The sequence below is a fragment of the Blastococcus litoris genome (assembly GCF_003075095.1).
GTDB classification, from domain to species: domain Bacteria; phylum Actinomycetota; class Actinomycetes; order Mycobacteriales; family Geodermatophilaceae; genus Blastococcus_B; species Blastococcus_B litoris.
Window position 1 is genome coordinate 546223 of sequence record NZ_QCZF01000001.1, and the last position, 14472, is coordinate 560694.

Below are 14472 nucleotides of genomic sequence, written 5' to 3' on the forward strand. Positions count from 1 at the left end.
GGGGGATCACGCCCGGAGTCCGTGACGCATAGTGTTCGTGGTCGTTGATCAACGATCACGTCGTCAGCGTCACCGACCACGGGGGAACCACACACATGTACGGACGCGTCGCGGCCTGGCCCAAGGTGGCCGTCGCAGGGCTGCTGAGCACCCTTCTCGCCATCGGGACCCTGGGGACCCTGCTCGCGGGCACGGCACAGGCCGACACCGCGCCGGCCGACCCGGCGAACCCGGCGACGCCGGCCACCGTCAGCGCCGACCCGCTGCCCACCGTCCAGATCGACGGCGTGGCGTGGTCTCAGGTCGTCGTGGGCAACACCGTCTACGTCGGCGGTGAGTTCACCACCGCCCGTCCGGCAGGCGCCGCCCCGGGCGTCAACACGGTGCCGCGGAACAACCTCCTCGCGTACGACATCCGCACCGGCGAGCTGATCACCTCGTTCGCCCCCAGCCTCAACGCGCAGGTGAAGACCGTCGCGGCCTCGCCCGACGGCACCCGGATCTACGTCGGTGGCAGCTTCACCGTCGCCGACGGTCAGCCCCGCTACCGCATCGCGGCCTACGACACCGCGACCGGCCAGCTCGCCACGGAGTTCACGCCGGGCTTCTCCCAGCAGGTCAAGGCGCTCGCCGTCACCAACGACGCCGTCTACGTCGGTGGCAACTTCACCTGGTCCGGCACCGAGACCCGCACCCGGCTGGCCGCGTACTCCCGCTCCAACGGCGCGCTCCTCCCGTGGGCGCCGGCGGCGGACGCGCAGGTGCAGACGCTGGCCGTCTCGCCGGACGCCAGCAAGGTCTACGCCGGCGGCTCGTTCACGAAGCTGACCTCGCCGACCGGCGCGAGCCAGACTGCCCGCGGTCTCGGCGCGATCGACGCCGTGACCGGTGAGCCGCTGCCCTTCACGGCCGGCACCGTCATCAACAACACCGGCTCCTCGGCGTCGGTCACCGGCATCTCCGTCGACGCCGACACCGTGTACGCGTCGGGCTACACCTACGGCCCCGGCACGCTCGAGGGCGTCGTGGCCGCCGACGTGAACACCGGCGCGGTCAAGTGGATCGACGACTGCCACGGCGACACGTACTCCGTCTGGGCCTCCGGTACCTCGGCCTACGTCGCGGGCCACCCGCACGTCTGCAGCAACATCGGCGGCTTCCCGCAGACCGAGCCGTGGTCCTTCTACCGCGGCATCGCGTTCAGCAAGGCCGCCGTCGGCAAGGTCGGCACCGAGACCGGCAACTTCGTCGGCCAGCCGGCCCCGCAGCTGCTGACCTGGTTCCCCGACATCAAGGCGGGCACCTACACCGGCCAGAGCCAGGGCCCCTGGAACGTGTCCGGCAACAGCCAGTACGTCGTCTACGGCGGCGAGTTCCCCGGCGTCGACGGCGTGGCCCAGCAGGGGCTGGTCCGCTTCGCGGTCCGCCCGCTGGCGCCGAACAAGGTGGGCCCGGACAACAACCCGGAGCTGCAGCCCGTGGTGCGGTCGGTCGTCGGCGGCACCGCCCGGGTCACCTGGCAGGCGACCCACGACCAGGACAACGAGATCCTGACCTACCGCGTCTACCGCGACGGCAACACGACCGTCCCGGTGTACGAGGTCACCCAGGCCTCGACGTTCTGGAAGCGCCCGACGCTGAGCTTCGTGGACGGCAACCTCACCGCCGGCAGCCACCGCTACCGCGTCACCGCGTCCGACCCGCTGGGCAACGTGGTGAGCACGCCGTGGACCACCGTGGAGGTGGGGGCGCCCGGCACCGGCGGCGTCTCGTACGCCGACAACGTGCTGCTCGACGGCGCGCAGAACCACTGGCGGCTCGGTGAGGCCTCCGGCACCGTCGCCGAGGACTCGGCCGGCACGTCCGACCTCGCCGTCCGCGGCAGCACCCTCACGCCCGGCCGGGCCGGCGCCATCTCCGGTGACCCGGACACGGCGATCCAGTTCTACGGGCAGAGCAACAACGGGACCCCCCGCGGCTTCCTCGCCACGACCACGGCGATCCCGGGCCCGAACGAGTTCACGATCGAGGCGTGGTTCCAGACCACGAGCCGGACCGGCGGCAAGATCATCGGCTTCGGCAACCGGACGACGGGCAACAGCACCGGCTACGACCGCCACGTCTACATGGATGCCTCGGGCCGCGTGCTCTTCGGCGTCTACCCGGGCCAGGAGCGGATCGTGAACAGCACGGCGACGTTCAACGACGGCAAGTGGCACCACGTCGCCGCGTCGCTGAGCCCGTCGGGCATGGCGCTCTACGTGGACGGCGTGCTGGTCGGCTCGCGCACCGACACGACGGTCGCCCAGGCCTACACCGGGTACTGGCGGGTCGGTGGCGACTCCAGCTGGTCGGGCAACGCGTACTTCACCGGTCTCATCGACGAGCCGGCGGTGTACCCCCAGGCCCTCCCTGCCGACCGGGTGCGGGCGCACTACACGCTGGGCACCACCGGCAAGCCGGCGAACATGGCCCCGACGGCGACCTTCACGTCGACGGTCACCGACCTGGCGGCCAGCTTCGACGCCGCCTCCTCGCTGGACACCGACGGCACCATCGCGTCCTACGCCTGGGACTTCGGGGACCAGACGTCGGGCACCGGTGCGACGGCGCAGCACACCTACGCGCAGGCCGGCACCTACACGGTCCGCCTGACCGTCACCGACGACAAGGGCGCGACCGGCACCACGACGCGCCAGGTGACGGCGACGGCTCCGCGGGTCAACGAGGCGCCGACGGCCGCCTTCACGACCGCCGTCACGGACCTCGCGGTGCGGGTCGACGGGTCGGGTTCGGCCGACACCGACGGCACCATCGCGTCCTACGCCTGGGACTTCGGGGACCAGGCGTCGGGCACCGGTGCGACGGCGCAGCACACCTACGCGCAGGCCGGCACCTACACGGTCCGCCTGACCGTCACCGACGACAAGGGCGCGACCGGCACCACGACGCGCCAGGTGACGGTCACCGACCCGCCGGCCGGTCCGCGCGCCGTGGCCCAGGACGCCTTCGAGCGCTCCGTGGCCTCCGGCCTGGGCACCGCCGATGCCGGTGGCGACTGGACGACGGGCGGCTGGACCGGGTCCGCGTCGGTGTCCGGTGGAGCCGGGCACGTCGCGGTGGCGAGGGCCGGTGGCCGCACCAACGGCACCCTGTCCGGCGTCTCGTCCACCGAGGTGGCGGTGCAGACGTCCCTGGCGCTGCCGCAGATGCCGACGGGTGGCGGGATCTTCTTCTCCGTCGACGGACGGCGCTCCGACGCCGGCTACTACCGCGCGACGGTGAAGGTGAACGCGACCGGATCGGTGAACCTGATCCTCACCCGCGGTGCGGGCGGTACGGAGACCGGGCTGCGCACCATCAAGGTCCCCGGCCTGGACTACACGCCCGGCACCGTGCTGAACGTGCGGTTCGACGTGAGCGGCGTCGGCACCTCGACGCTCGCGGCGAAGGTCTGGGCCAAGGGCACCCCGGAGCCGGCCGGCTGGCAGAACACCGTCACCGACACGACGGCGGCCCTCCAGGCCGCGGGCACCGTCGGGTACGAGCTCTACGTGTCGGGTTCGGCGACCGCGCTGCCGGTCGTCCTCGACCTCGACGACTTCTGGGCCGGCCCCGCCGGGACCACCCCGGCGGACACCGCGCCCCCGGTCGTCGAGCCCCCGGCCAACACCGCCCCGACCGCGGCCTTCGTGCCGACGGTGACCGGGATGGGCGTGGCCGTGGACGCCACCTCGTCCTCGGACGCGGACGGCACCATCGCCGCCTACGCCTGGGACTTCGGTGACCAGACGTCGGGGACGGGTGCGACGGCGCAGCACACCTACGCGCAGCCGGGCACGTACACGATCCGGCTCACCGTCACGGACGACGACGGCGCCACGGGCACGCGGACGCAGGAGGTCACCGTCGCCCAGCCGGGTCCCGCGCCCGAAGCCTTCGCGCTGGACGCCTTCGGGCGCTCGGTCGCGACGGGTCTGGGCACCGCCGACACCGGCGGCGACTGGACGACCGGCGGCTGGACCGGCTCGGCGTCGGTCTCCGACGGTGCGGCGCACATCGCGGTGGCGCGCGCCGGTGGCCGCTCGAACGGGTACCTGGACTCGGTCTCCGCCGACCAGGTCGCGGTGCAGCTGTCGATGCGCCTGCCGCAGATGCCCACCGGCGGCGGGATCTTCTTCTCGACGTCGGCGCGGCACACCGCTGCCGGGGAGTACCGGGCGACCACCAAGGTCACCGCGGCCGGCGGGGTCAACCTGATCCTCACCCGGGTCGTGGGCGGCGTCGAGACCAACCTCCGGTCGATCAAGGTCGGGAACCTGACCTACACGCCGGGCATGGTCCTCAACGTCCGGTTCGACGTCAGCGGCGTCGGGACCTCGACCCTGGGGGCCAAGGTCTGGGCCGACGGGACGGCCGAGCCGGCCGAGTGGCAGACGACGGCCACCGACGCCGCGCCCGAGCTCCAGGTGGCCGGTTCGGTCGGCTTCGAGCTCTACGTCTCGGGCTCGGCGACGGCGCTGCCGCTGGTGCTCGACCTCGACGACCTGTGGGTCGGCCGCGCCGGCACCGGGCCCGTCGAGGAGTGACTCTCCGGGAGGGGCGTGGTGACCTCGGTCACCACGCCCCTCCCGGACACGCGACGGCCGTCCTCACATCGGGGTGAACGGCCGCCGCTCGCATTGACGCCACGGTGACTCACTGTGAAGGTGAGTGCTCCTGACCGGCGAGGGCCCGACGAAGGGCCTGGTGGGCGTCGGAAAAGACAACCGCACGGTGACAAACCAGTCACAGACTGTCACGAAGTTCGGGGGAGTCATGCTGCTCGACCACAAGCAGCGGGATGCCGGACTGGCGCCCTCGACCGGCGTCGCGTCCGCCGGTCGCACCTCGCCCCAGCCCGACGTCCGCCGTTCCTCGCCGGCGTGGGTCCGCCGGTACGCACTCGTCCTGGTCGCGTTCGAGTCCCTCGCCGCGTCGGTGGCGGGCGCCGCGGTCCTGCTGACCCGGCCCGGCGGCATCAACACCTCGAGCAGCCTGTTCTGGGCGACGCTCGTCCTCGTCCCCCTCTGGCCGGCGCTGCTGGCCTTCACCGGCGCCCACTCCGAGCGGGTCTTCGGCACGGGCAGCGACGAGTACCGCCGGGTCGGCCGCGCCGGCCTCCTGGTGCTGGCCCTCGTCGGGTTCAGCAGCTACGCCCTGGCGCTCGACCTCAGCCGCGCGCTGGTCGTCCTCGCCCTGCCCGCCCTCACGGTCGTGACCCTGCTCGGCCGCTACGTGGCCCGGACCCAGCTGCGCCGGCTGCGCGCGGTCGGGCGCTGCACCAAGCGGGTGATCGTGGTCGGCCGCGGTGGAGCGGTGCTCGAGCTCGTCCGCCGCCTCCAGCGCGAGCACTACGCGGGCCTCGACGTCGTCGCCGCCTGCGTGACACCCGACGACCGGGCCCGGGTGGGGGAGCAGGCGGGTGTTCCCGTCGGCGGACTGGACGACGTCCTGTCCCTGGCGGCGGAGCTGAACGTCGACACCATCGCCGTCACGTCCGCCAGCGAGACCGCCGCCCAGTACCTGCGGCAGCTGTCCTGGCAGCTGGAGGGCACCGGCATCGAGCTCCTGGTGGCGCCCGGCCTGATCGAGGTCGCCGGCCCGCGGCTGCACATCCGCCCCTTCGAGGGGCTGCCCCTCCTCTCGGTCGAGCAGCCCTGCCTCGAGGGCTGGCGCCGGGTGGTCAAGGGCGGGGTGGACCGCTGCGCCGCCGCCCTGGCGGTGCTGGTCCTGGCGCCGGTCCTGGTCGTGCTCGCGCTCGCCGTCCGGTTCACCAGCACCGGGCCCGTCCTCTACCGGCAGGAGCGGGTGGGCCTCGGGGGCCGCACGTTCACCATGCTGAAGTTCCGGAGCATGGTGGCCGACGCCGACCAGCGCCTGGGCGACCTGCTGCCGGGCAACATCTCCGACGGGCTGCTGTTCAAGATGCGCGCCGACCCGCGGGTCACGCCGCTGGGCCGGTGGCTGCGCCGTCTGTCGCTCGACGAGCTGCCGCAGCTGTTCAACATCCTGGGCGGCTCGATGTCGCTGGTCGGTCCCCGGCCGCCGCTTCCCGGCGAGGTGGCGAAGTACGACACCTCGGTGAGCCGGCGGCTCCTGGTCAAGCCGGGCCTGACCGGCCTGTGGCAGATCTCCGGGCGCAGCGACCTCTCCTGGGAGGAGTCGGTCCGGCTGGACCTCCGCTACGTCGAGAACTGGTCGCTCGCCCTCGACCTGCTCATCCTCTGGAAGACCGCCCGCGCGGTCCTCTCCCGCTCCGGCGCCTACTGACCCGGAGCTGCTCACTCCCCGGAGGGGGAAGGGGCAGCGCGGAAGGACCCGCACCCCCTAGCGTCAGCGTCGACGCCGCGTCCCGCCCCGCCGGGACCAGCCCGCCCGAACGCCGACCGAACGGACCTCACGTGCAAGCCCTGAGCATCGCCATGGTCGGCACCCGCGGTGTCCCGGCCCGGTACGGGGGCTTCGAGACCGCGGTGGAGGAGGTCGGCCGCAGGCTGGCCGCCGCCGGGCACCGCGTGGTCGTCTACTGCCGGACGGCCGGCGACGACCGTCCCGAGCGGTACCTGGGCATGGAGCTCGTGCACCTCCCGGCCGCCCGCAAGCGCTCGCTGGAGACCCTGAGCCACTCGGCGCTCTCCGTGCTGCACCTGCTCCGGCACCGCACCGACGCCGCGTTCGTCTTCAACGCCGCCAACGCCCCGCTGCTGCCGCTCGTCCGCGCGGCCGGCATCCCGGTCGCCACCCACGTCGACGGCCTGGAGTGGCGCCGGGCCAAGTGGGGCGGCGCCGGGCGGCGCTACTACCGGGCCGCCGAGGCGCTGGCCGTGCGGTGGAGCGACGCGCTCATCGCCGACGCCCAGGGGATCGCCGACTACTACCGCCGCGAGTTCGACGCGCCCACGACGCTGCTCACGTACGGGGCGCCGCTCGTCGCGCCCGGCACCGAGCGGCTGGCCGAGCTCGGGCTCGAGCCGGGTGGCTACCACCTGGTCGTCGCGCGCTTCGAGCCGGAGAACCACGTCGACGTCATCGTCGACGGCTACCGCCGCAGCGGTGCGCGCAAGCCGCTCGTCGTGGTCGGCTCGGCTCCCTACGCCGACGAGTACACCGCGCGCGTGCACGGCCTCGCCGACGAGCGGGTGCGCTTCCTCGGCGGGGTCTGGGACCAGGTCCAGCTCGACGCGCTCTACGCCCACTCGGCCACGTACCTGCACGGGCACTCGGTCGGCGGCACCAATCCCTCGCTGCTGCGCGCCCTGGGCGCCGGGGCCGCGGTCCTCGCCTTCGACGTGGACTTCAACCGCGAGGTGGCCGGTGCGTCGGGCCGGTACTTCGCCGGCCCGGACGACGTCGCGGCCCTCGTGACCGCCGCCGAGGCCGACCCCGCGGGCACCGAGCAGGCCGGGCGGCTCGCCCGCCGGCTCGCGGCGAGCTACGACTGGGACGACGTCGCGGCCGGCTACGAGCGGCTGGCCGCCCGCCTGGCCGCCGGCGACGTCCCTGCCACCCGTCCGAGCGGTCGCCGCCGGGCCGCGGCCGGCGGCCCCGCCGCCGAGCTCGTACCCACCCCCGGCCCCGGAGGGCACCCATGAGCGCGACCCCCGACACCGATCCGCGGATCTCCCTGCCGACCCAGCGGGCCGACCGCGCGGGGGAGAACACGCCGCAGAGCCCGCCTCCGCGACCGGCACCGGAGTCCATCGGTGCCACGCTGCGGCGGCTCTCCTCGGCGCAGAAGGGTGCGAAGGGCGCCCCCGCGTACTCGCGCTTCGTCAACCGCAAGCTCGGCCGGGTGCTCGCGGCGCTGGCCTTCCACGCCGGCCTGACGCCGAACGCGGTGACCGCGATCAGCGCCGCCTCCACCTTCACCGGCATCGCGCTGCTGGCGCTCGTGAGCCCGTCCTGGGGACTCGGCATCGCCGTCACCGCCTGCCTGGTGCTCGGCTACGCGTTCGACGCGGCCGACGGCCAGCTGGCCCGCCTGCGCGGCGGCGGCAGCCCCGCGGGGGAGTGGCTGGACCACATGGTGGACGCGGTGAAGATCTCCAGCCTGCACCTCGCCCTGCTGGTCGGCGCCTACCGCTTCGAGCTCGTGGAGCGGGGGCCGTGGCTGCTCGTCCCGATGGGGTTCACCGTCGTGGCCGCCGTCCTGTTCTTCGGCACCATCCTCAACGAGGCGCTGCGCGAGCGGCACGGTGCCGCGACCCGCGCTCAGCCGACCGGTGAGCGACCCAGCGTGCTGCGCTCGCTGCTCGTCGCCCCCACCGACTACGGCCTGCTCTGCCTCGTGTTCCTCCTGCTCGGCGCGCCCGCCGTCTTCTACGGTGCGTACTCGTTCCTGTTCGCTGCCACCGCGGGCTACCTGGCACTGGCCTGCGTCAAGTGGTTCCGGGAGATCGGACGGTTGCCACGATGAGCCGCGAAGAGACCAGCACCGCCGACCCGTCCGCCGACGTCCCGGACGCGGGCGCCAGGCGCACGCGCCTGCGGCTGCTGCTGGCCGCCGCGGCGGCCGTCCTCGTGGCGGCCCTGGTCGTCGTGCTGCTGGTCGTCAACGGGGACGACGACGAGCCCGCGGACCCCGCTGCGTCGCGGATCCCGGTGCCCACCGCGGCCGTGCCCTCGAGCACGGCGGCCACCACCCCGGCCGTGCCGGCCCCGACCGGTCCGGTCGTGAACGCCGACGACCTCCCGCCGGCCCTCGACCCGGTGCCGCTGGACGGCACGGCGGACGCCGGCACCGGCATCACCGCCACGCTCCCGGCCATCGAGGCGATCGAGGGCACGGGGGTCGGGCCGGGCAACGTCGCCGGGCCGGCGCTGCGCGTCACCGTGCGCATCCGGAACGGTTCCGGCGAGCCCGTCGTCCTCGACGGCGTGGCCGTCAACCTCTACACCGGCGCCGACCTGACGCCGGCGTCCCCCCTCGACGACCCGTCGCAGGAGCTGTTCACCGGGCGGCTGGAGCCCGGCGAGTCCGCGGACGGTGTCTACGTGTTCACCGTCCCCACCGACCGGCGGGACGCGGTGACCGTCGAGGTGGGCTACGGCCCGGGCGTCCCGTTCATGCGCTGGACGGGCCCCGTCGGCTGACGCCTCCCGTGTGTTCCGCGCCACCCTGGCGGCCGGATATCACCGTGCGTGAGGGAAGGTTGCGAGACGGTCACGGAGAACCTCGCGTGATACCCGGTATCAGGCGCCCCAACCCCTGGTGGGCCGTTGCATGTAACGCTTAGTATCCGTCGCCCGGATCGGTCTGGTCCTCGGGCGCACGCGGAGAACAGCCGGGGGAACCACCATGACTGCACGGCGGATCGACATCCCGAGGCGGGTGCTCGGCCTCCTGCTCGGCCTGCTCCTCGTCGCCGGTTTCCTCGGGGTCGCCGCGCCCACCCCGGCCCGGGCGGACTCGGCGCCGCTGAACCCGGCCAACCCGACGACGCCGACCTCCGTGGCGGCCGACCGCCTCCCGACCGTCCAGATCAACGGCGTCGTGTGGCAGTCGGTCGTCGTCGGCGACACCGTCTACGTCGGTGGCAAGTTCACCCGGGCCCGGCCGGCCGGCGCCGCCCCCGGCGTCAACGAGGTCGTCCGCAACAACATGCTGGCGTTCGACATCAACACCGGCGAGCTCATCACCTCCTTCGCCCCCGACCTCAACGGCCAGGTGCTCGGGATGGCGGCGAGCCCCGACGGCTCGCGCATCTACGTCGGCGGCGACTTCACCACCGCCAACGGCCAGAGCCGCAACCGGGTGGCGGCGTACGACACCGCCACCGGAGCCCTGGTGAGCACCTTCCGCCCCAGCGTCAGCGGGCAGGTGCGGGCGATCGCCGCCACCAACAGCACCGTGTACCTCGGCGGCGCGTTCACCGCCGTCGGCGGGGTCGCCCGGAAGCGGCTGGCGGCGGTCACCGCTGCCTCGGGCGCGCTGGTCGAGGGCTGGGCGCCGTTCCCCGGCGAGGGCTCGACGGCCGGCAACCGCAACGGCGCGACCGGGACGAGCACCACCGTGATGGACCTGGTCATCGCCGGGGGGCAGGTCATCGCCGGTGGGCGCTTCGACAGCCTGAACGGCATCAAGAGCACCGGGGTGGGCGCCATCGACGCCTCGACCGGCGCCACCCTGCCGTTCGCGATCAACCAGCTGATCACCAACCAGGGCATCAACTCCGCGATCTACAGCCTGGCCACCGACGGCACGCTGGTCTTCGGGACCGGCTACGACTACTACGGGCCGGGCAACCTCGAGGGGTCCTTCTCCGCCGTCGCCGTCGGCGGTGCCGTCGTGTCCATCAACGACTGCCGCGGGGACACCTACGGGAGCTACTCGACGGGCGGCCTGCTGTACCTGGCCGGGCACCCGCACTTCTGCCAGAACATCGGCGGCTATCCCGAGTCGCCGTCCATGCGCGCGACCGCGGTGAGCATCGCCCCGTCCGGCGTGGTCGGCACGCAGACGCTGCGCAACTCGAACTTCGTCGGCCAGCCGGCGGCCAAGCTGCAGACCTTCTACCCGGTCCTCGACACCGGCACGTTCACCGGCCAGAGCCAGGCCGCCTGGAGCGTCGGCGGCAACGACGAGTACGTCGTCTACGGCGGCGAGTTCCCGTTCGTCAACGGCACCCGGCAGCAGGGCCTGGTGCGCTTCGCCGTCCCGTCGATCGCCCCGAACGACCGCGGGCCGGCGTCCTCGGGTCTGGTCGCGCCCACGGCGAGCACCCTCGTGCCCGGCACCGTCCGGCTCACCTGGACCACCACGAGCGACCAGGACAACGAGTACCTCACGTACCGCGTCTTCCGCGACGGCGGGGCGACCCCCGTCGGGGAGACGACGGTGTCCTCCGACTGGTACCGGAAGCCCAGCGCCGGGTTCACCGACGTCGGGGTGCCGGCCGGCACCCACCGGTACCGCGTGGTCGCCACCGACCCGTGGGGGAACGTGGCGAACTACCCCGAGGTCTCGATCGACGTCGCCGGTGGCGGCGCGACGACACGGCCCTACGCGCAGGCGGTCCGCAGCGCCGGAGCCCAGGACCACTGGCCGCTGACCGAGACCACCGGGGTCGCCCGCGACCAGGTCCAGAACCTCGACCTGACCGCGAGCTCCGGGGTGACGCGGGGCCAGGCGGGGGCGATCACGGGTGACTCCGACCCCTCCTACCGGTTCAGCGGCTCCAACGCGTTCCTCTCGACGCAGACCGCGATCCCGGCACCCACGACGTTCACCGTCGAGGCCTGGTTCCGGACGAACTCGACGGCAGGCGGCAAGATCATCGGCTTCGGCAACGCCCGCACCGGTAACAGCACCACGCACGACCGCAGCGTCTACGTCGACGAGTCCGGCCGGCTGGTGTTCGGCGTCTACGACGGGGCACGGCGCACGATCCAGAGCCCCGGCACGGTCGAGGACGGCGCCTGGCACCACGTCGCTGCGTCGCTGAGCTCGAGCGGAGCCGCGCTCTACCTCGACGGCGTGCTGGTGGGCTCGCTCTCCGGTGTCACCACGGCGCAGCCGAACACCGGCTACTGGCGGGTGGGTGGTGACACCTCCTGGTCGGGGGCGAACTACTTCAACGGCTGGATCGACGAGCCCGCGGTCTACCTCTCCGCGCTCTCGCCGCTCGAGGTGGCGGGGCACCACGCCCTGGGGGCCGGGACGACCGTTCCCAACGTGGCGCCGACGGCTGCGTTCACGTACACCGCGACGAACCTGAGCGTGGCGTTCGACGGGACGTCGTCGACCGATCCGGAGAACGGCGCGCTGACCTACGCGTGGAACTTCGGGGACGGCGGCACCTCGACCGAGGCGAAGCCGACGCACCCGTACGCGGCGGCCGGCGACTACCAGGTGACGCTGACGGTCACCGACCCGCAGAACGCCAGCGACCCGGAGACGAAGACCGTCACCGTCACCGCCCCGCCGAACCAGCCGCCGACGTCGGCGTTCACGTTCACGCCGAACGCCCTGAGCGTCGCGTTCGACGGCACGTCGTCGACCGATCCGGAGAACGGCGCGCTGACCTACGCGTGGGACTTCGGGGACGGCGGGACCTCGACCGAGGCGAAGCCGACGCACCCGTACTCCGCCGGGGGCACCTACCCGGTGACGCTCGTCGTGAAGGACCCGGCCGGGAACACCGGCAGCTCGACCCAGCAGGTGCAGGTCACCGACCCGGGCACCCCACCGCAGGGCATCGCCGTGGACTCGTTCGGCCGGACGGTCGGCAACGGGTGGGGCTCGGCCGACACGGGCGGGGCGTGGACCGTGCTGAACGGCCCGGGCGCGTCGTCGTCGGTGTCGGCCGGCGCCGGGCGCCTGCAGTTCGGCACCGCGGGTCACACCTCGTACTTCACCCTCGGGGGCGTCTCCGCCGGTGACGTCGCGGTGCAGGGCACGTTCACGCTCGACACGCCGCCGACCGGCGGCGGGGTGTTCGCCTCGCTCGTCGCCCGGCGGGTCGACGCCGCGAACATGTACCGCGCGATCGTCAAGTTCGTGAACGACGGCCGGGTCACGCTGACGATCGCCCGCATGGCAGGGGGGACGGAGACCACCCTCCGCGGGATCACCGTCCCCGGGCTCACCTACACCCCGGGCACGCCGCTGCTGGTGCGCTTCGACGTGAGCGGTGCGTCGACGATGGACCTGCGGGCGAAGGTGTGGGCGGCCGGCACGCCGGAGCCGACGGCCTGGCAGAACACCACCACCGACAGCACCGCCGCCCTGCGGGTGCCCGGGGCCATCGGCGGCACGGTCTACGTCTCCGGTTCGGCGACGGCACTGCCCGTGCGGTTCTCGGTCGACGACTGGTGGGCCGGCGCCTCCGGAACCGCACCGGGCACGACCCCGCCGGCGAACCAGCCGCCCACGGCAGCGTTCACGCACGTGGCGACCGGGCTGAGCGTGGCGTTCGACGGGACGTCGTCGACCGATCCGGAGAACGGCGCGCTGACCTACGCGTGGGACTTCGGGGACGGCGGGACCTCGACCGAGGCCAAGCCGACGCACCCGTACGCGGCGGCCGGCGACTACCAGGTGACCCTGACGGTCACCGACCCGCAGAACGCCAGCGACCCGGAGACGAAGACCGTCACCGTGACCGCCCCGCCGCCGCCGAACCAGGCGCCGACGGCTGCGTTCACGTACACCGCGACGAACCTGAGCGTGGCGTTCGACGGGACGTCGTCGACCGATCCGGAGAACGGCGCGCTGACCTACGCGTGGAGCTTCGGCGACGGGGGGACCTCGACCGAGGCGACGCCGACGCACCCGTACGCGGCGGCCGGCGACTACCAGGTGACGCTGACGGTCACCGACCCGCAGAGCGCCAGCGACCCGGAGACGAAGACCGTGTCGGTCAGCGCCGGTGGTCCGCCGCCGAACCAGGCGCCGACGGCCGCGTTCACGTACGCCGCCACGGGGCTGAGCGTGGCGTTCGACGGGACGTCGTCGACCGATCCGGAGAACGGCGCGCTGACCTACGCGTGGAACTTCGGGGACGGCGGGACCTCGACCGAGGCGACGCCGACGCACCCGTACGCGGCGGCGGGCGACTACCAGGTGACGCTCACGGTCACCGACCCGCAGAACGCCACCGACCCGGAGACCAAGCAGGTGACCGTCACCGCAGCGGCCACGCCGCCCATCGCGGCCGACGCCTTCGCCCGCACGGTCACCAGCGGGTGGGGGGACGCCGACACCGGTGGACCCTGGACGGTCTCCGTCCCGCTGGGTGCCGCATCGGTGTCGGGCGGCGCCGGGCACCTGGACGTGACCCGGACGGGCGGGACCTCCTCGGCCCTGCTCAACGGCGTCTCGGCGCGGGACCTGGCGCTGCAGGCGGCGGTCTCCCTCGACCGCCAGCCCGCGGGTGGCGCCAACCACGTCACGGTCTCCACGCGGCGGGTCAGCGCCTCGACCATGTACGAGACGATCCTGAAGTTCTCCCCGAGCGGGACGGTGAACCTCACGCTGTCGAGGAAGGTCGGCAACGTCAACACGACGCTGCAGGCGCTGACCATCCCCGGGCTCACCTACACGTCGGGGACCGTCCTCCAGCTCCGGCTCGAGGTGGTCGGGTCGGGCCCGACGACGTTGCGGGCGAAGCTGTGGGTCGACGGGACCGCCGAGCCCGCCGCGTGGCAGGTGAGCGCGACCGACGCGGCCTCCGAGCTGCAGGTCGCCGGGGCGGTCGGGACCACCCTCTACGTCTCGTCGGCGGCCACGACGATCCCGGGCCGGCTGAACCTGGACGACTGGTGGATCGGCCAGCCCGGAGCGGTCCGGCCCACTCCCTGACCGCGACGACCCCGGCCTGCTCACCCCTCCGGAGGGGTGAGCAGGTCAGGGGCTCGTCCCGCGCTCCCCGGCCTGGCACCCTGGGACCCGAGCCCGGGTGCGCCCGGATCGGGAGAGCCGGCCAGGAC

6 protein-coding genes are annotated in these 14472 nt (G+C 73.5%); all 6 read left to right on the plus strand.

The window, feature by feature from the left end:
• The first annotated feature begins 95 nt into the window (after window positions 1-95).
• The 6 genes from DCS98_RS02750 (at window position 96) to DCS98_RS02775 (ending at window position 14344) form a co-directional block, all read left to right on the plus strand.
• Window positions 96-4589: a PKD domain-containing protein gene (locus DCS98_RS02750; protein WP_116449772.1), complete on the plus strand. Its 4494-nt coding sequence runs from the start codon at window positions 96-98 to the stop codon at window positions 4587-4589.
• A 229-nt stretch (window positions 4590-4818) separates the two neighbouring features.
• On the plus strand, window positions 4819-6312 hold the full coding sequence (locus tag DCS98_RS02755) for a sugar transferase (RefSeq protein WP_116449773.1): 1494 nt from the start codon (window positions 4819-4821) through the stop codon (window positions 6310-6312).
• A gap of 131 nt (window positions 6313-6443) precedes the next feature.
• Window positions 6444-7634, plus strand: a complete 1191-nt coding sequence (locus tag DCS98_RS02760; protein ID WP_241037079.1) for a DUF1972 domain-containing protein — start codon at window positions 6444-6446, stop codon at window positions 7632-7634.
• Window positions 7631-8458 carry a CDP-alcohol phosphatidyltransferase family protein gene (locus DCS98_RS02765; protein ID WP_116449774.1) on the plus strand — a complete coding sequence of 276 codons (828 nt, stop codon included), beginning with the start codon at window positions 7631-7633 and terminating at the stop codon, window positions 8456-8458. Before DCS98_RS02760 ends, DCS98_RS02765 begins: the two co-directional genes overlap by 4 nt.
• Entirely contained in the window at window positions 8455-9135 is a 681-nt protein-coding gene (locus DCS98_RS02770) for a DUF4352 domain-containing protein (RefSeq protein ID WP_116449775.1), read from the plus strand. Before DCS98_RS02765 ends, DCS98_RS02770 begins: the two co-directional genes overlap by 4 nt.
• A 205-nt stretch (window positions 9136-9340) precedes the next feature.
• Entirely contained in the window at window positions 9341-14344 is a 5004-nt protein-coding gene (locus DCS98_RS02775) for a PKD domain-containing protein (protein WP_116449776.1), read from the plus strand.
• Window positions 14345-14472 lie beyond the last annotated feature (128 nt).